This window comes from Paraburkholderia sp. PGU19, assembly GCF_013426915.1.
Lineage (GTDB): Bacteria > Pseudomonadota > Gammaproteobacteria > Burkholderiales > Burkholderiaceae > Paraburkholderia.
This window is the reverse complement of record NZ_AP023179.1, coordinates 1,313,949-1,332,309: the sequence shown is the minus strand read 5'-3', so window position 1 is coordinate 1,332,309 and position 18,361 is coordinate 1,313,949. Positions and strand designations below refer to the sequence as shown.

Sequence of the window (18,361 nt, the reverse complement as noted above, 5' to 3'; positions counted from 1 at the left end):
TAGTCCGCTCTGGATCGACTTCGGCACATGCATCAGGTTTCGTCGCCCAGTTCAGCGGCGAGACGCGCGGCGAGGCGGTCGCGCAGTTGCAGATAGGCGTCGGCGAGTGTGCGTTCGCTCGTATCGAAGGTCATGTCGGCGCGGCCGTACAGTTCGCCGCGGCCCGCGAGGATGCGCTTCAGGTCCTCCATCGCCTCCTTGTTGCCCGACATGGGGCGCAAGTCGCCCTGCGCGACGACCCGGCGCATGTGCTCTTCCGGGGTGGCCTGCAGCCACACGGTGAAACAGTGCGCGAGCAACGCATTGAAGGTGGCGGGCTCCGACACCAGCCCGCCCGGCGAGGCGATCACGGCGCGCTCGTGCTCGCCGATCACCGCCTCGAGCGCACGCTGCTCGTAGCGGCGGTACGCGCTCGCGCCGTACAGCGAATGGATCTCCGCGGGTGGACAGCCCGCCATCTGCTGGATCACCTTGGTGATCTCGATGAACGGCACCTTGCGCTCCTGCGCCAGCATGCGGCCGAGCGTCGATTTCCCCGCGCCGCGCAACCCGATCAGTGCGATGCGGTCCTTGCGATGCGGATCGCGCGGCGCCTGCGCGAACATCTCCGACAGCGCGACACGCGCGCGTTGCAGCGCCGCCTGGTCTCGCCCCTGCAGCAGTTCGCGGATCAGCAGCCATTCGGCGGACGACGTGGTCTCGTCACCGATCACTTCGGCGAGCGGGCAGTTCAGCGTGGCCGCTATTTGCCGCAGCACCAGCACCGACGCGTTGCCGACGCCCGACTCGAGATTCGCGAGATGCCGCTCGGATAAACCCGTTTCCGACGCAAGCGTCTTGCGCGTCATGCCGCGGCGCGCGCGCAGCAGGCGCACGCGCTCGCCCATCGCGGTCAGGAACGGATCGCGTTCTTCGCGCTCGGCTTTCGGTGCTTCGTCGTCTGCGCGCTGGTTTGACGGAGCGTTCGCCGCAGCGTCGGAGTAAGTTTGGTTCATGTCGCGAAGCCTCATCGACTAGGTATATGTACTATAGTGCTTGACATGCTCAAGGTGAACGGTTAATTTTCGCCGCATATCGATGCAATAACAACGCCGAAAGCCCTCCGCCGGATGGCATAGGCAAAATCGGAGACGATCGGCGGCACAGCACATGAATTAAGGTGCGTGTCGACCGGCAGCAAAATCATCTTGCGTGAGACCTGAGCAAGGCGCGGGCAAGCACGCGCAAAAGCGTCGGCTTCGCTCGATGCGCCGGCTCAGGTCGACAGGAGGCAAGCATGTCCCCTCAGGATTTTCAGCGTCTGATTGCGGGCGTGACCGCGCAACTGGACGGCCGCCCGCTCGACGCGTCGCTGGACGGGTGGCTCAACGCGACCTGGCCCGTCGGCAGCGCCACCTACGACGAACTCGCCGACGCATGCCGCGTGGGTGTCGCCGAGGGCTGGCTGTGTAATAGCGAGCACGGCGGCATCCGCTATGGCCGCGTCATCAAGCCCACGTCCGACACGCACGGTTTTTCAGTCGACGTCGTCGACATGCAGGACATTGCCGGTCCGCATCACGTGCACCCACAAGGCGAAATCGATCTGATCATGCCGCTCACGGAGGGCGCGACCTTCGACGGGCATCCGGCCGGCTGGTGCGTGTACGGTCCCGGCAGCGCGCATCGGCCGACGGTCGCGCACGGTCAGGCGCTTGTGCTGTATCTGCTGCCGCAAGGTGCAATCGAATTCACGCGGGACGCCAGCGTTGCCTGAAGCGACCTCACGCGCCTTCACGTCCCCTTTACCGTTCCCACGCACTCCGCCTCAACTCGCCGGAGGAAACATGCAAGCCTTGCTGGAATCGCACCCGGACCAGCCCGCGCCGAATGTCGCAGCGCCGCCCGCGCAGTTCAACTTCGCGTCGCATCTGTTTCGCCAAAATGACGTGCGGCCCGACAAGCCTGCCTATATCGACGACGCCGGCGTCACCACCTACGCGCAACTCGAAGATCGCGCGCGCCGCTTCGCTGGCGCGCTGCGTTCGCTCGGCGTGCATACCGAAGAGCGCATTCTGCTCGTGATGCTCGACACGGCCGAATTGCCCGTCGCGTTTCTCGGTGCGCTTTATGCGGGCGTCGTGCCCGTGGTCGCGAACACGCTGCTGACGTCCGCCGACTATCTGTACATGCTCACACATAGCCACGCGCGGGCCGTGATCGCATCGGGCGCGTTGCTGCCGAATGTCGAGAAAGCGATGAGCGAGGCGGAACACGACGGCTGTCTGTTGATCGTATCGCAGCCAGTGCAGGTCGATCCGCCGCCAACGTATGTTCTTAGCCAGTTGATCGACGGTGCCGAGCCGTCGATGAAACCCAATGCGTGTAGCGGCGACGATATCGCGTTCTGGTTGTATTCATCCGGTTCAACCGGCAAACCGAAAGGCACGGTGCACACGCATGCAAACCTGTACTGGACTGCAGAGCTCTATGCGAAGCCGATACTCGGCATCAGCGAACGCGACGTGGTGTTCTCCGCCGCCAAGCTGTTCTTCGCCTATGGCCTCGGCAATGCACTGACGTTTCCGCTGTCGGTCGGCGCGTCGGCCGTGCTGATGGCCGAGCGTCCGACACCCGACGCCATCTTCAGGCGGCTGGTCGAGCATCGGCCGACGATTTTCTACGGTGTGCCAACGCTATACGCGAGCATGCTCGTGTCGCCGAATCTGCCGCCGCGCGAGCAGGTCGCGATGCGCGTCTGCGCATCGGCGGGCGAAGCGTTGCCGCGCGAGATCGGCGAGCGCTTCACCGCGCACTTCGGCTGCGAGATTCTCGACGGCATCGGCTCGACAGAGATGCTGCATATCTTTCTGTCGAATCGCCCAGGTGCAGTCGAATACGGAACAACGGGCCGCCCCGTGCCGGGATATGAAGTGGAGTTACGCGACGAGGCGGGCCACTCCGTGCCCGACGGTGAAGTCGGCGATCTGTTCATCAAGGGGCCGAGCGCCGCACTGATGTACTGGAGCAATCGCGAGAAGTCGCGCGCGACCTTTCTGGGAGAATGGATCCGCAGCGGCGATAAATATTGCCGCCTGCCGAACGGCTGCTATCAGTATGCAGGCCGCAGCGACGACATGCTGAAAGTGAGCGGCCAGTATGTGTCGCCCGTCGAAGTGGAGATGGTTCTCGTGCAACATACTGCCGTACTCGAAGCCGCCGTCGTCGGGGTCGATCATGGCGGCCTCGTGAAAACGCGTGCATTCGTCGTGCTGAAACGAAATGCCGATGCATGCGACGCACTCGCGGATGAACTCAAGTCGTTCGTCAAGGACAAGCTCGCGCCGCACAAGTATCCGCGCGATATTGTCTTCGTCGACGATCTGCCGAAGACGGCAACAGGTAAGATTCAACGCTTCAAACTGCGGGAACAGCTCAACAGCTGATGAATGGAATGGCCGAACCTGTCACGACCTTGCGCGAAGATGCGCAGAGCGCGTTGGTCGCGTTGCCTGCAACTGCACAACGCGGCGCGCTGAATATCGAATACCGCTGGCTCAACGCGCATCTGGTCGATGCGCCGCTGGCCGTGTTCCTGCACGAGGGGCTTGGCTCCGTCGCGATGTGGAAAGACTGGCCGCAGAGTGTGTGCGAACGGCTCGGCATGCGCGGCCTCGTGTATTCGCGCCCGGGTTATGGACGTTCGACACCGCGTCCGCATCACGTCAAATTACCCGTCGATTTCATGTCGGTGCAGGCGCGCGACATCCTGCCCGCGTTGCTCGATGCATTAGATGTGAGCGCTGAGGAAAGAAAACGCATGTGGGTGATCGGTCACAGCGATGGCGGATCGATCACGCTGCTTTATGCTGCCGCTTTTCCCGATGCACTGGCTGGCGCTGTTGCGATTGCACCGCATGTCTTTGTCGAGGACATTTCTGTCACGAGCATCGCCGAGGCGAAGACGGCCTACGAGCAGACCGATCTGCGCAACAAGCTCGCGCGTCATCACGAAGACGTCGATTCGGCCTTCTATGGCTGGAACGACATATGGCTAAGCGATGCATTCCGGTCGTGGAGCATCGTCGATGAACTCGGGTGCATTCGCTGCCCGCTGCTCGCCGTGCAGGGATATGACGATCACTACGGCACGATGGCGCAAATCGACACGATTGCGCAGCGCGCTCCACACACTCAACTGGCGAAGCTCGACAACTGCGGGCACTCGCCTCATCGCGATGCGCCGCAAGCGCTCAACGATGCGATCGTGGGTTTCATCGAGAAACAGGACGGCGCTGTGCAGGTTTGAATCGGCGAGCGCAGCAATGCATTGCACCGTAGTTCTCCACAGAAATCGTGCACAAGCCTGTGGGTAACCTGGGCAAGACCCGCGCAAGTCATTGATGCAGTTCAGATTGCACACGCTGCATCCACGTCGCGACACTCGCGCACGCTCCGTCTGCGCGCGGACACGCCGCAAGGTTGTCCACATTTTCCGTGACCAACCTTGTGGACAACGCGCCGATAACGCACTCAAGTCATTGAACCGTCACAAGGAATGCGCGTTGCATCGGATGCAGCGCGCTCTGCTGCACATCGATGCATATGCGCACTGTCGCGCATCCTTACACGCATCCTTCTGCATTTTCTTCCGCGCTCGTTCCACATTTCTTTCGTCGCCTCACGCTTCACAATAGCTACACACACGATGGCTATCGTTACGCGTCTCTCAAGCATGGCGCCGGAGGATGACGATGCCCGCTCTGCACAAAACTGCACGTAGCCCGCAACGCAATCGATTGCACTGGATGCTCGTCGTCGCTGCATCGATCGCCACCGCGGCATGCAGCGACGACTCGTCGATGCAGGCGTCGCAAGAAGAGAACCAGCAGCAACAGACACAACGAGAGCAACAGCCCGCCCTCGCGACGACATTCAACGCCCCGCCCACGCAATCCACGTCGGCAGCGGGCACCGCGCCTCAAACACCGCAATCCCCTTCCGCGCAGGCACAAACCGCATCCCCCGGCGGCGCCAGCGCAGCCGATTCCGTCGTTCTCGCACCACCCGTAATCCACACCGTCGATTGAGTTCTGCCCAGTCAGGCGCCATGCCCCCGCATGGATGCCGTCCCTTACCGTTTCTTCCCTCACGATCCAGACAACATGACCTCAAAAAACCGCCGTGATTTCCTGCGAGCCGCCGCCCAGGCAGCCGGCTCCGCCACCGCATTGACGATGCTCCCCCTCGGCATCCGCAATGCGCTCGCAATTCCTGCGAACAACAAAACAGGCAGCATCCGTGATATCGAGCACATCGTCGTGCTGATGCAGGAGAACCGCTCGTTCGATCATTACTTCGGCACGCTGCGAGGCGTGCGCGGCTTCGGCGACACGCGCGCGATCAACCTGCCGAACGGCAAACCGGTGTGGCATCAACCGCTGGCGGGCGGCGTCGGCGAAGTGCTGCCGTTCCGTCCGACGGCGCCGAATCTCGGCCTGCAGTTCCTGCAAGACCTGCCGCACGACTGGCCGACGACGCACGGCGCATGGAACGGCGGCCGCAACGACCAGTGGGTGCCGAACAAGGGCACGACGACGATGGCGTACCTCACGCGCGACGACATCCCGTTTCACTATCAGCTGGCCGACTCGTTCACGATCTGCGACGCGTACCACTGCTCGCTGATGGGCGCGACGGACCCGAACCGCTACTACATGTGGACGGGCTGGGTCGGCAACGACGGCTCGGGCGGAGGCCCTGTCGTCGACAACTCGGAACTGGGTTACGGCTGGTCGACGTATCCCGAGGTGCTGGAAACAGCGGGCATTTCGTGGAAGATTTATCAGGACATCGGCACGGGCCTGGATGCAAATGGATCGTGGGGCTGGACGAACAATCCGTATATCGGCAACTACGGTGACAACTCGTTGCTCTACTTCAACCAGTATCGCAACGCGCAGCCCGGCAATCCGCTGTATGAAAAAGCGCGCACGGGTACGAACGTGTCGGCAGGCGACACGTACTTCGACATCTTGCGCAAGGACGTTCAGAACAACCAGTTGCCGCAGGTGTCGTGGATCGTCGCGCCGGAAGCCTACTCCGAGCATCCGAACTGGCCCGCGAACTATGGCGCGTGGTATGTCGATCAGGTGCTGCAGATCCTGACGTCGAACCCCGAGGTGTGGAGCAAGACCGCGCTGCTCATCAACTATGACGAGAACGACGGTTTCTTCGATCACGTGTCGCCGCCGTTTGCGCCGTCGTCGAGTGCGAATGGTCTGTCGACCATCGACACGACCAACGAAATCTATCCCGGCGGCAACAACGGCAAATATGCGGCCGGCCCCTATGGCCTCGGGCCGCGTGTGCCGATGCTGGTCGTGTCGCCGTGGTCGAAAGGCGGCTGGGTGTGCTCGGAGGTGTTCGATCACACGTCCGTGATCCAGTTCATCGAAGCGCGTTTCGGTCATGGCCACAAGCTGTCGGAGCCGAACATCACGCCGTGGCGTCGAACGGTGTGCGGCGATCTGACGTCGGCGTTCAACTTCAAGAACCCGAACGATGCATTCCCGACGCTGCCGTCCACCGCGTCGTACAAGCCGCAGGATCAGAACCGTCACCCCGACTACGTGCCGCTGCCGCCCGCCGTCGGCTCCGTGCCGAAGCAGGAGCCGGGCGTGCGTCCGGCGCGCGCGGTGCCGTATGAGCTGTTCGTCCGCATCAATGACGACAGCAGCGGCAAGCTCTCGATGCGCTTCGTCAACACGGGCGACGCCGGCGCGAACTTCCTCGTATTCGAAGCGTTAAGCGCCGATGCGCCGCGCACGTACACAGTGGAAGCGGGCAAGCGTCTGGTCGATCAGTTGCCCGTGAAGGCGGATGGTTCGTACGATTTCACGGTGCACGGGCCGAATGGCTTCCTGCGTCGCTTTGCCGGCAAGCAGGTCGCGCAGCATTTCTGGAACAGCCACGATCGCGCGAACCCGGAAGTCGCGGAAGGCTACGACGTGGCGAACGGCAATCTGCAACTGCGCCTGAAGAACGACGGCAACACGCGCTGCCAGTTCACGATCGTCAACGCGTACGATTCGGGCAAGCCACTCACGCACACGGTGCGCGGCGGCGACAGCGATACCGTGAACCTCGATTTGCGTCACGTGTACGGCTGGTACGACCTCACGATCACCGTCGATAGCGACACGTCGTTCACGCGCCGTTTTGCGGGTCACGTCGAGACGGGCAAGCCGAGCATGAGCGATCCGGCGCTGGGCGGGCAGTAAGGGAATTACCGGGTTGGCGGTTTAGCGGTTTGGAGAAGTTCAAAAAGAAAGCCCGTGCCGTTGTGTAGACGGCACGGGCTTTTTTATTACCTGCGGTCACGCGCGCTTCGGGATGTCCAACCCTCGCACGACGGCAGGACGCGCCAGAAACGCGTCGAGCGCGCGCTTCACATGCGGGAAGTCGTCAAAGCCGACAAGATCGGAAGCTTCGTAGAAGCCGACCAGATTGCGCACCCACGGGAACGTCGCGATATCGGCAATCGTGTAGTCGTCGCCCATGATCCACTTGCGCGTCGCCAGCCGCTCGTTCAGCACGCTGAGCAGCCGCTTCGATTCGTTGACGTAGCGCTGTCGCGGACGCTTGTCCTCGTACTCCTTGCCCGCGAATTTGTGGAAGAAACCGACCTGACCGAACATCGGTCCGATCCCTCCCATCTGGAACATCACCCATTGGATGGTCTCGTAGCGATCCGACGCGCGCTGCGACATCAGTTGTCCCGTCTTGTCCGCAAGATAGATCAGGATCGCGCCCGACTCGAAGAGCGGCAGCGGCTCGCCATCGGGGCCGTTCGGATCGATGATCGCGGGAATCTTGTTGTTCGGATTGAGCGACATGAATTCCGGCGACATCTGATCATTCGTATCGAAGCGCACCAGATGCGGTTCATACGCGAGACCTGTTTCCTCCAGCATGATCGACACCTTGACGCCGTTGGGCGTCGGCAGCGAGTAAAGCTGGATGCGCTCGGGATGCGCAGCGGGCCACTTCTTCGCGATCGGGAAAATGGATGGGTCAGGCATGAAAGGTCCTTGTGAGCTTAAGTCGGCAAACAGCGACCAATATAGACGGGTTGAGTGCGCTTTGCTTGCGGTTGGACGGATGAGGCTCGCGGACGCAATGCCGTGCGGTCTCGCTCAATCGAGCCGCGATGTCCGCACTGCGTCTCCGATGGATCGAACAGATGCGCCAGCGTACGCACGCTCAGATAGCCGATGAACAGATTCGCGCCGACGAACACGGGCACCGACAGCGTCTGGGCAGGCGGCACGCCCGCCTGCGCGAGTTTCATGCACGCGAGCGTTGCCGACGCGACGCCGAACGTATAGGCCCACCATGATGGCGCGAACGGATGCTTCGTCAGCCAGCCGCCGAGCCGCAAACCAATCAGCATCTGGAACAGGCCATAGCCGAGCAGCATCACGATCCAGTGATCGACGGAACCTGGCTGCAACACCAGCGCGGCCGCTGCGCCAACGACGGGCGGCGCGAACTGGATGCCGAGCAGCGGCCGCTGCTCGGGCGGCAACGTAGCACCGTGCCACAGGCGATAGATGATCAATGGCTCGATTGCGAGCCACGAAAAAATGCCCGCACCGAACAGCAGCCAGCCCCATTCGGGACGGCCCATCGTAGCGAGCGCCGCCGCGCCTGTGAAGTTGCCGGCGACCGTCGGCAGATAGAGCGTGGGCGCCGTGTCGAGCATGTCGCGCCCGCCCTGCCACAACATGCCCGTGTGCCACAGCGCGAAACTCAGATGCCACGCGAGCCCTGCCACGGCGAGCGCTGCTGCGAGTCCGCGGGAATATGGGAAGACCGCCTGCACGATCAGCAGCGTCGACACGCCGAGCAGCGCAGCTGTGCCGCCCGCGACGGGATGCTTGAACTCGTCGACGACTTCGGCGGGATTGCGCAACGCGTGCAGCACGTATGTGATCAACAGGCAGCACCAGACGGACGTCGCAAGTAGCAGGATCCCTTCGCCGACCGCGGCGCTCACATGCCACATTCGCGCTGCGACCCGCCATGACTGGCCGAGGCCGGACAGACCGAGCACGATGCTGAAGAGCGAAGCGGAAATCGAGGTGCTTTTCATGTTGCGGGTTGATCTGGCTGCGTGCGAAACGCGTTGCGGCGCAGTGGGATCGCGAGCATGCATAGCCGTGCACGCACGCTCGATCCGTTCGCGCGAGATTGCCCGGAGTATGCCGTCGATACGTGGATCGTGCCCGTCAGAGGGATTGGCCCAAGTGTGTCGACTCGCGGGCGGTTGGGCCGTCAGCCGCCCACGGGACGGCGTCGGCCCGTTGATCTATTACCGGTTGGCCTGTGCCCTGTGCGGCGATCGTTGTGGCAACGTGTCGCAGACGTGTTTCCGCCGCGCTCGATTTCGAGCGCGATGGTTGCGCGGGCAAGACCAGGCGCAGGCGGTGCGTTCAGGGCTATGCGAGGCGCTGAACAGCCTCACCCTGACGCGCGCGACGTCGTGTCGAACGAACGACGACGCCGCGCCGCCTTTGCTACGTCAGCCTGCGCTCACACGCGCGCCCGCTATTTGCTCGCCAGAGTCGCCCGCTACCCTCGCGAGCACCGGCTCCAAAGCCCGCCCGTGTGGCTCGCCGCGACGCGCACCAAGCCTTCGGGATCGGTCGACGCGACGATTGAGCCGCCACCCACGCCACCCTCGGGTCCGAGATCGACGATCCAGTCCGCTTCGGCGATCACATCGAGGTCGTGCTCGATCACGACGACGCTGTGCCCTGCGTCAGCGAGCCGATGCAGCACGCGAATCAGCTTCGCGACGTCGGCCATATGGAGGCCGACAGTCGGTTCGTCGAGCACATACAGCGTGTGCGGCGCCTTTTGTCCGCGGCGTGTGATGTCGTCGCGCACCTTGCTCAGTTCGGTGACCAGCTTGATGCGCTGCGCCTCGCCGCCCGACAGCGTCGGCGACGGCTGGCCGAGCGTCAGATAGCCAAGGCCGACGTCCTTCATCAGTTGCAGCGGATGCGCGATGTTCGACATCGCCGCGAAGAAGTCGACGGCTTCGTCGATTTCCATCGTCAGCACGTCGCCGATATTCTTGCCGCGCCACGTCACCGCGAGCGTTTCCGGATTGAAGCGCTGACCATGGCACACGTCGCACGGCACCTTTACGTCGGGCAGGAAGCTCATACCGATCGTGCGCACGCCTTGCCCTTCGCACGCCGGGCAACGGCCGTCGCCCGTGTTGAACGAGAAGCGCGATGCCGTGTAGCCACGCGCCCGCGCTTCGAGCGTGTCGGCGAACAGACGTCTGATCGTGTCCCATACGCCGATATACGTGGCAGGACACGAGCGCGGTGTCTTGCCGATCGGCGTCTGGTCGACTTCGAGCACGCGATCGATCGACTCGAAGCCGCTAATCGACTGGCAGCCCTGCCACGCGTGCGCGACGTTCAGGGACGGCCGGGGCGCACTGCGTGCTAGCACGCTCGAACGACGGTTCGCGGCGGGCGCCTCGTCCGTTCGCGCGGCCTTGCGCGCGCGGCGCACTGCGGGCGACGACAGTACCGACCGGCCGACGGCATCGAGCAGATTCGTCATCAGCACATCGCGCGCGAGCGTCGACTTGCCTGACCCGCTCACACCCGTCACGGCGACGAGACGCCCGAGCGGAATGCCGACGGTCACATCGCGCAGATTGTGCAGCGTTGCACCATGCACGGTGAGCCACCTTTCCGGCACGGCGGGCGCGCGTTTTGTTGCGAGCGAAACCGGCCGCCGCGCTTGCAACGGATGCAGAATCGGCTGAGCGAGAAACTGACCTGTCAGCGAATTCGACTGCGCGGAAAGATCGCCGACGCGTCCCTGCGCGACCAGCGTCCCACCGCGCTTGCCCGCGCCCGGGCCAATATCGATGATGTGATCCGCGCGGCGTATGGTGTCTTCGTCATGCTCGACGACGACCAGCGTATTGCCCTTGTCGCCGAGCTTGCGCAGCGCGTTCAGCAGAATCTGGTTGTCGCGCGGATGCAAACCAATGGTCGGCTCGTCGAGCACGTAGCAGACACCCTGCAGATTGCTGCCAAGCTGCGCCGCGAGACGAATACGTTGCGCTTCGCCGCCCGACAGACTCGGCGCCGCCCGGTCGAGGCTCAGATAACCGAGGCCCACTTCTTCGAGGAACTGCAGGCGGCTGCCGATTTCACTGATCACGTCGCGGGCGATTTCCGCATCGCGCCCGGTCAGTTCGAGTTCATCGATCCAGCGTCGCGTATCCGTCACGGTCCATTGCGCGACGTCGACGATCGACGTTTCGCTGAACGATACGGCGCGAGCGGACGGATTCAGACGCGTGCCATGGCAATCCGGACACGGTTCGTCGACGACGCCCTCCGGTTCCTGCTCGTCCGACGGTAAGGTCTGTTCGCGGCCACGGTTTTCGTCGACGAGGACCGTGTCGTCATAGGCGGCGCGCTGTTCGCGGGTCAGTGCGAGACCCGTGCCGACGCATGTGGTGCACCACCCGTGCTTGCTGTTGTACGAGAACATGCGCGGGTCCAGTTCGGGATAACTCGTGCCGCACACAGGACACGCGCGCTTGACCGACAGCACCTTCACTTCGCCGACATGCGCGGTCGGCCCATTGCGGGTCATCGCGTGTTCGAGGCCGTCGAGCGGCGCGAGCAGATGGATCACGCCCTTGCCCGCTTCGAGCGTTTCGTCGAGCAGCCGACGCAGTTCGGCTTCCTTGTCCGCCGACACGACGATGTCGCCGACGGGCAACTCGATCGTATGCTCGCGGAAACGATCGAGCTTCGGCCACGGATCGACGAGCACAAACTCGCCGTCGACACGCAGGTGCGAATTGCCGCGCGCTTTCGCCCATTTCGCGAGGTCGGTATAGACGCCCTTGCGGTTCACGACGAGCGGCGCAAGCAGTCCGACATGATCGCCTTTGTGATCGCGCATCAACTGCGCGACGATCGACTCGACGCTTTGCGACGTAACAGGCGCGCCATCGTGAATGCAATGCTGGATTCCGAGCTTCACATACAGCAATCGCAGGAAGTGCCATACCTCCGACGTCGTCGCGACCGTGCTCTTGCGTCCGCCACGCGACAAACGCTGCTCGATTGCAACGGTAGGCGGGATGCCATACACAGCATCGACCTCAGGACGGCCGGCGGGCTGCACGATGGAACGCGCATACGCATTCAGCGATTCCAGATACCGGCGCTGCCCTTCGTGGAACAGGATGTCGAATGCGAGCGTCGACTTGCCCGAACCGGAGACGCCTGTGATGACGTTGAACTTTCCATGTGGAATATCGACGTCCAGCGCTTTCAGGTTGTGCTCGCGCGCGTTGACGATGCGCACGACGTCTTCGCCTTCCACCGCACGCCGCGCGCGCGCCGCGGTCAGCGCCGTCTGGAGCGGCATGCCGTGTGCGGCGGCTTCCGCCTTCTCGGCCGCCTCGGTCGGCTCGATGGCGAGTCCCATCGCGCGGTCGTATTGCACGAGCGCCTCGCCTGTGTGCGAACCCTGGCATTGCTTGACGTCTTCGGGCGTGCCCGCGCACACGACGAGGCCGCCGGCATCGCCGCCTTCGGGACCGAGATCGATCAGCCAGTCAGCCGCGCGGATCACGTCCAGATTGTGCTCGATGACGATCAACGAATGACCGCCCGCCAGCAGTTTGCCGAACGCCTGCATCAGCTTGGCGATATCGTCGAAGTGAAGGCCGGTGGTCGGCTCGTCGAACATGAACAGGCGCGCCGCCGGCGCCTGCTTCGCGCCGCGTGCCGTCTTCGCCTGAGCGGTTTCCGCCAGGAAGCCCGCGAGCTTCAGACGCTGCGCCTCCCCGCCCGACAACGTCGGCACCGGCTGGCCCAGTTTCACGTATTCGAGACCGACATCGACGATAGGCTGCAACACGCGCAGCACTTCGCCATCCGGGGCGAACAGGGTGACGGCCTCGTGCACGGTCAGTTCCAGCACGTCCGCGATGCTCAGCGCGCGACCCGCGCGCTCGATCTTCACCTCGAGCACTTCGGGCCGGTAGCGGCTGCCGTCACAGTCCGGACAACGCAAATAGACGTCGCTCAGGAACTGCATTTCGATATGTTCGAAGCCGGAGCCGCCGCAGGTTGGGCAGCGGCCATCGCCCGAGTTGAAGCTGAACACGCCGGCGCCATAGCCGCGTTGCAACGCGAGCGGCGCCTTCGCGAACAGCTTGCGGATTTCGTCGAAGGCGCCGACGTAGCTTGCGGGATTCGAACGCGTGGTTTTGCCGATCGGCGACTGGTCGACGAATATCGCGTCGCTGATCTGCTCGACGCCCGTCAGACTGCGGTGCGCGCCGGGCGATTCCGTCGCCTTGCCAAGCTGGCGCGCCAGCGCGGGATACAGCACATCCTGGATCAGCGTCGACTTGCCGGAGCCCGATACGCCCGTCACGCACACGAGACGCTGCAACGGAATGTCGACCGTCACGTCGCACAGATTGTGCTGGCGCGCGCCTTCGAGCACGATGCGCGGCGTGCTCGTGTCAACCGGCCGACGTGCCCAGTGCGCCGCATCCGCGACATGCTTGCGTCCGCCGAGATACTCGCCCGTCAGCGTGCCCGCCGAACGGATCTTGTCCGGCGCACCGTCGTAAATGATCGTGCCGCCGCGCTCGCCCGGGCCGGGGCCCATGTCGATCAGGCGATCGGCGGCGAGCATCACGGAAGGATCGTGTTCGACGACGACGAGCGTATTGCCCGCATCGCGCAGCCGATGCATCGCTTCGACGATTCTGTTCAGGTCGCGCGGATGCAGGCCGATGCTTGGCTCGTCGAGCACGAACAGCGTCTTGGTCAGCGACGTGCCGAGTGCCGTGGTCAGGTTGATCCGCTGCACTTCGCCGCCCGACAGCGTGCGGCTCTGACGATCAAGCGTGAGGTAGCCGAGACCGACGTCACACAGATATTTGAGGCGCGTGCGCACTTCGGCGAGCAACAGTTTTAGCGCGTCGTCGAGCAGCGCGCTCGGCAACGTGATCTCGTCGAAGAAGCGCCGGATGCGCTCGATGGGCAGCAGCATCAGATCGTGCACCGTCAGCCCCGCCAATGCTTCGAGCTGCGCACGGTTCCAGTCGACTCCGCGCGGCATGAAACGCTGCGCCGGCTCCAGCACCCCGTCCGCATTCTGTTTCGAACCGAGTCGCCACAGCAACGATTCCGTCTTCAGGCGTGCGCCGCCGCACGTCTCGCACGGCGTGTAGCTACGGTACTTAGACAGCAGCACCCGAATATGCATCTTGTAGGCTTTCGACTCCAGATAGCCGAAGAAGCGCTTCACGCCATACCATTGTTTCTGCCACTCGCCGTCCCAGTCCGGCGAGCCATTGATGACCCAGTCACGCTCGGCTTCCGTGAGTTCGGACCAGCGTGTGTCGCGGCGAATGTTGGCCTTCGCCGCGTAGCGCATCAGGTCGTCCTGGCACTCTTTCCATGCGGGCGTCTGCATCGGCTTGATGGCGCCGCCGCGCAGCGTCTTGCGTTCGTCGGGAATCACGAGGCCCAGATCGACGCCGATCACACGCCCGAAGCCGCGACATGTATCGCATGCGCCATAGGCCGAATTAAACGAGAACAACGCGGGCTGCGGATCGGCGTAGCGAAGATCGCTGTCCGGGTTGTGGAGTCCCGTGGAGAAGCGCCAGATCTGCGGCTCGACTTCTTCGCCCTCCTGCGCCTGTTCCAGCACGTAGACATTCACGCGCCCGCCGCCACGCTTGAGCGACGCCTCGATAGCCTCGACCACCCGTGCCTTTTCGACCTGATGCAGACGGAAACGGTCTGCCACGACGTCGAGCACCTTGCGCATGCCTGTGGGCGACGCGACCTCGCGCTGCGCCTGAACACGCGTATAGCCGCTCGCGGAAAGCCATTGCTCGACTTCCGCCTCGCTCGTCGATTCCGGCAGTTCGACCGGAAAAGTCACGACGATGCGCGGGTCGTCAGTGGTCGTGCGGGCGTCCAGGTCGGCGTAAATCGTCTCCGGCGAATCGTGCCGGACCGCCTGTGCGGTCTTGCGGTCGAACAGTTCTGCCGCGCGCGCGTAAAGCAGCTTCAAATGGTCGTTCAGCTCCGTCATCGTGCCGACCGTCGAGCGGGAACTGCGCACCGGGTTGGTCTGGTCGATGGCGATGGCAGGCGGCACACCGTCGACGCGGTCGACCTGCGGCCGGTCCATCCGGTCGAGAAACTGCCGGGCGTACGCGCTGAACGTTTCGACGTAGCGCCGCTGCCCTTCGGCATACAGGGTGTCGAACACGAGACTCGACTTGCCCGAGCCCGACGGCCCCGTCACGACGGTCATTTCGCCCGTGTGAAGATCAAGGTCGACGTTCTTCAGGTTGTGCTGGCGTGCGCCACGAATTCGGATTAGGTTGTTTGAAGCCAAAATATGATCTTAAATCAACTGGTTAGGCCCAATTTGACCGGGGATCGCACGCTCACGAAATGCACAATGGCGCACTAACAAAATCAGACACTTACAAAGGCGTTTTGGATTTAATCGCCCGACAATTCTACTGTATATCCATACAGACTTCAGGCCGTGTGCCCGGACGACGACAAGAGCCAAGAAATCGAGGTGAATAATGAATCCGAGGAGATGGATTGCGATCGCTGCAGTCGGCTTCGCAACCGTGACGACAAACGCACATGCAATCACTACGATCGGTGATCGAACTTGCGGACAGTGGTCAACCCGAAAGCAAAACAATTACATCGACTTCGCCGTAACAGGGTGGCTGATGGGATATATGACGGGGCTCGCAGTCGCGAGCGGGGACGACGCCCTCGCCGGCACGGACGCGGATTCGATCTATCTCTGGATGGACAACTACTGTCAATCGCACCCCTTAGATCGAGTCGGAACTGGCGCGGTCGATCTATTCTTCGAATTGAAATCGCGACAAAGGAAATAGGAAGTTGCGACCTTTGTTTCGTTGCAGGGAAACCAGCTAATCAACTCAACAGGCTTGACTGCTCAGGCCCGTCTTCTGCTTGCGGTTTCGGCTTGCGCGGCGGCAATGGGAACGGCGCAGCATGCATCATTTCGGCCGGAAAGAGTTGCAGGAATGAGCGCGCGTCGTCGGTCGATTGGCACGACAACCAGTCGCCGTATTGCGTCGGCGGCACGATCACGACCGAGCGCTTCTCGTCACCTGGCTTGTGGAAGCGCTTCATGAGCGGATGCTCGTCCGAATTGACAGTCAGCATCGTGAACGCGAGTGACAACAGGCCGTCCGCTTCTTTCCATTGGCGCCACAGGCCCGCTATTGCTAACGGGTCGCCACTCGCCGTTCCGATCTTCCAGCGCACTGCCTTGCCGCTCTCATAGTTCGGCTCGAAGAACGTCTGACACGGGATTAAACAGAGCTGCAGATTCTTCCATGCATTGCTGAAACTGCGTTTCTGCTCGACCGACTCTGAGCGCCCGTTCATCGTGTCGAACACCTTTACTCCCGGCGGGATGTGCCGCCTCGGCACTATGCCGAAGGAGGCCGGGACCGTCTCGAAGGCGTCTCCGCCGCGCCGGAAAATCGGGGCGTAATAGTCCTTATAGATCTCGCGCTTGTAGTCGAAGTCTGGCCGAGGAAACAGGCTGAAGACATCCCATCGGGAATCGTTCGGGTTCGCTTCGTAAGACGTGCACATGGCGCCCTCCTTGAGCCGCCATGATAGCCCGAGGGGCTTGCTGATTCCGATCGGCTAGACTACTGTATATCTATACAGTATCTACCGCCATGTCAAATCTATCTAACCCCTACGGCACAAAGCACCCCTGTCGAGAATGCGAACATTGGGGTGGCCCCATAAATGGAACGTCACACGCTGTTTGTCTGCGCGGTTGTCGCGTTACAGTGCAGGCAGACGGCGAGCGCGGTTGTGTGTTCTGGGTGCGAGCGACCGGCGCAGATGATGAGGGAGGCAGAGATGTTCGAATACGGAAATCCTGACGCGATCCTGGCCGACATGCTCCAACACCCGCTCACGCCAGACGACCTTGGACACACGGTGCTTGATGACTTTGAGCACTTCTGTGCCTACACGGGATGCAACCCGGAGCGCATTGGCGCCGAGGCTTTCGCGTGGGCGAAGCTGGCTTATGTCAGTGCCCACAGTTGAAGCATCGGATTCGCGGATTCGGCTGATTGATGTGCGCCAGTGGGCGTAGGGAGATGGATGTGACGACTGAAACTGACCTGATCGTCGGAAAATTCTATTGGGTGCAGCCCGCGCTTGACCCGGGCACGGATGCCGAGTGGGAAGCCGAAATCCAACCAGCGCGCTTTGCCGGCAAGAATTCAGAAAGCGCGCTGCTTTGGAACTACCTTGCCATCGAGGGGGATAGCGATTGGCCGGTGCGGTGGATTGGAGGTCAGATTGAAGCGCCGGGAAGCCCGAAGCACAGGCCATAGCCTGTAAAGGTAGGATACAGGCTGTGGACTGTTTTTAAGCGCTGATGGGCTTCTCGTCCCAGTGCGAACCGCCGAACGCGCGAACCGCGGCCCACATGATCGTGCGGCGCCATGCCGGAACACCCGTTACCGCCGACGCCTCGCGCAGCACCGCGTCTGCCGTCTCGCGATCGACGATATGAGAGGTGTAGAGGTAGTCGTGCACAACGCTCGCCTCGTTGCTCGTACCGCCAGCGAGCATGTACGCAATCGGCACGCGCGGCACTGAAGCGAGATCCGTGATGAAGCCGGTCGGCACGACGATGACCTTCCCCGCGACATCCGAGTCATAGATCAGCGGCGCCGTCAGGCGCCACCTCCCGTCGTCCATGCCGGTGGCGTTCTCCATCACCAGCGAAGTGAGGAACTTGCTCATTGCGTCGCTGCTCCGGAGGCTGGCGCCGGTGCGCTGGTCGTCGGCGAGCCGTATTGCGCGAGCGCCGCGGAGAGTGCGACCTGAAATGCCATCAGCCCGATCTGCGCACCGGACTTCGCAGCCTCATCGATCGGCAATAGCGCGATCACCTGCACGGCGGCCGGAATCGACGTATTAACGAGCGCAACGACGTTGGATGGATCGACCGATGCATTGGCGGCACACACGGAGCCGTTGAGCTTCACCACCTGGCCGATGATGACCTGTTGGGTCGGGTCGCTGACCGTCATGGCCTGCACGGACAGAAGCGTAGGCTGTACGACGGCGCAGGCCTTCGCAACCTGAGCCTGGAAATTGCTGGCAACCTGCGGCGCATTCGCGCAGCCAGCGAAGAACATGAGCGCGGCGAGGCCTGCCGCAAGCAGCATCTTTTTCATTTCGAGGTT

13 protein-coding genes and 1 pseudogene are annotated in these 18,361 nt (G+C 62.7%); 7 read left to right on the top strand and 7 right to left on the bottom strand.

All coding sequences use genetic code 11. The annotated features are described in order from the left end of the window. Positions 1-32: 32 nt before the first annotated feature. On the bottom strand, positions 33-995 hold the full coding sequence (locus H1204_RS06225; protein WP_180730418.1) for a helix-turn-helix transcriptional regulator: 963 nt from the start codon (positions 993-995) through the stop codon (positions 33-35). 281 nt (positions 996-1,276) lie between these two features. Between H1204_RS06225 and H1204_RS06220 the strand changes: the two genes are divergently transcribed. From H1204_RS06220 to H1204_RS06200, 5 genes are all read left to right on the top strand, one after another. Continuing rightward, positions 1,277-1,756: a DUF4863 family protein gene (locus tag H1204_RS06220; RefSeq protein WP_180730417.1), complete on the top strand. Its 480-nt coding sequence runs from the start codon at positions 1,277-1,279 to the stop codon at positions 1,754-1,756. Between the two features lie 70 nt (positions 1,757-1,826). Beyond that, positions 1,827-3,425 (top strand): benzoate-CoA ligase family protein, encoded by a 1,599-nt coding sequence (locus tag H1204_RS06215; protein ID WP_180730416.1) that lies wholly within the window; start codon positions 1,827-1,829, stop codon positions 3,423-3,425. A gap of 8 nt (positions 3,426-3,433) precedes the next feature. Next, positions 3,434-4,288 carry an alpha/beta hydrolase gene (locus H1204_RS06210; RefSeq protein ID WP_180730415.1) on the top strand — a complete coding sequence of 285 codons (855 nt, stop codon included), beginning with the start codon at positions 3,434-3,436 and terminating at the stop codon, positions 4,286-4,288. Between the two features lie 445 nt (positions 4,289-4,733). After that, positions 4,734-5,069, top strand: coding sequence for a hypothetical protein (locus H1204_RS06205; RefSeq protein ID WP_180730414.1), 336 nt, complete (start codon positions 4,734-4,736; stop codon positions 5,067-5,069). A gap of 75 nt (positions 5,070-5,144) precedes the next feature. Beyond that, entirely contained in the window at positions 5,145-7,262 is a 2,118-nt protein-coding gene (locus tag H1204_RS06200) for a phospholipase C, phosphocholine-specific (RefSeq protein ID WP_180730413.1), read from the top strand. A gap of 96 nt (positions 7,263-7,358) precedes the next feature. Here H1204_RS06200 and H1204_RS06195 read toward each other — a convergent pair whose 3' ends face one another. The 4 genes and pseudogenes from H1204_RS06195 to H1204_RS06180 form a co-directional block, all read right to left on the bottom strand. After that, positions 7,359-8,063 (bottom strand): glutathione binding-like protein, encoded by a 705-nt coding sequence (locus tag H1204_RS06195; RefSeq protein ID WP_180730412.1) that lies wholly within the window; start codon positions 8,061-8,063, stop codon positions 7,359-7,361. A 17-nt stretch (positions 8,064-8,080) separates the two neighbouring features. Next, complete coding sequence (gene tehA, locus H1204_RS06190) at positions 8,081-9,136, bottom strand: dicarboxylate transporter/tellurite-resistance protein TehA (RefSeq protein ID WP_243468562.1); 1,056 nt, start codon at positions 9,134-9,136, stop codon at positions 8,081-8,083. A gap of 429 nt (positions 9,137-9,565) precedes the next feature. Then, positions 9,566-15,474 (bottom strand): annotated as a pseudogene (gene uvrA, locus H1204_RS06185) (excinuclease ABC subunit UvrA). Between the two features lie 569 nt (positions 15,475-16,043). Then, positions 16,044-16,736 carry an SOS response-associated peptidase family protein gene (locus tag H1204_RS06180; protein WP_180730411.1) on the bottom strand — a complete coding sequence of 231 codons (693 nt, stop codon included), beginning with the start codon at positions 16,734-16,736 and terminating at the stop codon, positions 16,044-16,046. Positions 16,737-17,015: 279 nt separating this feature from the next. Here H1204_RS06180 and H1204_RS06175 point away from each other — a divergent pair, with 279 nt between their 5' ends. Together H1204_RS06175 and H1204_RS06170 are read left to right on the top strand one after the other, a co-directional pair. Beyond that, complete coding sequence (locus tag H1204_RS06175) at positions 17,016-17,207, top strand: hypothetical protein (protein WP_180730410.1); 192 nt, start codon at positions 17,016-17,018, stop codon at positions 17,205-17,207. Positions 17,208-17,266: 59 nt separating this feature from the next. Next, positions 17,267-17,500 carry a hypothetical protein gene (locus tag H1204_RS06170; RefSeq protein ID WP_180730409.1) on the top strand — a complete coding sequence of 78 codons (234 nt, stop codon included), beginning with the start codon at positions 17,267-17,269 and terminating at the stop codon, positions 17,498-17,500. Between the two features lie 34 nt (positions 17,501-17,534). On the opposite strand, the gene H1204_RS06165 is transcribed toward H1204_RS06170, so the two are convergent. Beyond that, positions 17,535-17,915: a DUF1353 domain-containing protein gene (locus H1204_RS06165; protein ID WP_180730408.1), complete on the bottom strand. Its 381-nt coding sequence runs from the start codon at positions 17,913-17,915 to the stop codon at positions 17,535-17,537. Continuing rightward, the gene (locus tag H1204_RS06160; protein WP_180730407.1) at positions 17,912-18,352 is read right to left on the bottom strand and encodes a hypothetical protein; all 441 of its coding nucleotides are present in this window, start codon (positions 18,350-18,352) and stop codon (positions 17,912-17,914) included. Before H1204_RS06160 ends, H1204_RS06165 begins: the two co-directional genes overlap by 4 nt. Positions 18,353-18,361 lie beyond the last annotated feature (9 nt).

What these genes read in the sequence shown, in the direction of transcription:
- H1204_RS06220 (WP_180730417.1), top strand. Translation starts at nt 1,277, where the DNA reads ATGTCCCCTCAGGATTTTCAGCGTCTGATTGCGGGCGTGACCGCGCAA.
- H1204_RS06200 (WP_180730413.1), top strand. Translation starts at nt 5,145, where the DNA reads ATGACCTCAAAAAACCGCCGTGATTTCCTGCGAGCCGCCGCCCAGGCA.
- H1204_RS06160 (WP_180730407.1), bottom strand. Translation starts at nt 18,352, where the DNA reads ATGAAAAAGATGCTGCTTGCGGCAGGCCTCGCCGCGCTCATGTTCTTC.
- H1204_RS06225 (WP_180730418.1), bottom strand. Translation starts at nt 995, where the DNA reads ATGAACCAAACTTACTCCGACGCTGCGGCGAACGCTCCGTCAAACCAG.
- tehA (WP_243468562.1), bottom strand. Translation starts at nt 9,136, where the DNA reads ATGAAAAGCACCTCGATTTCCGCTTCGCTCTTCAGCATCGTGCTCGGT.
- H1204_RS06205 (WP_180730414.1), top strand. Translation starts at nt 4,734, where the DNA reads ATGCCCGCTCTGCACAAAACTGCACGTAGCCCGCAACGCAATCGATTG.
- H1204_RS06165 (WP_180730408.1), bottom strand. Translation starts at nt 17,915, where the DNA reads ATGAGCAAGTTCCTCACTTCGCTGGTGATGGAGAACGCCACCGGCATG.
- H1204_RS06180 (WP_180730411.1), bottom strand. Translation starts at nt 16,736, where the DNA reads ATGTGCACGTCTTACGAAGCGAACCCGAACGATTCCCGATGGGATGTC.
- H1204_RS06215 (WP_180730416.1), top strand. Translation starts at nt 1,827, where the DNA reads ATGCAAGCCTTGCTGGAATCGCACCCGGACCAGCCCGCGCCGAATGTC.
- H1204_RS06175 (WP_180730410.1), top strand. Translation starts at nt 17,016, where the DNA reads ATGTTCGAATACGGAAATCCTGACGCGATCCTGGCCGACATGCTCCAA.
- H1204_RS06210 (WP_180730415.1), top strand. Translation starts at nt 3,434, where the DNA reads ATGGCCGAACCTGTCACGACCTTGCGCGAAGATGCGCAGAGCGCGTTG.
- H1204_RS06195 (WP_180730412.1), bottom strand. Translation starts at nt 8,063, where the DNA reads ATGCCTGACCCATCCATTTTCCCGATCGCGAAGAAGTGGCCCGCTGCG.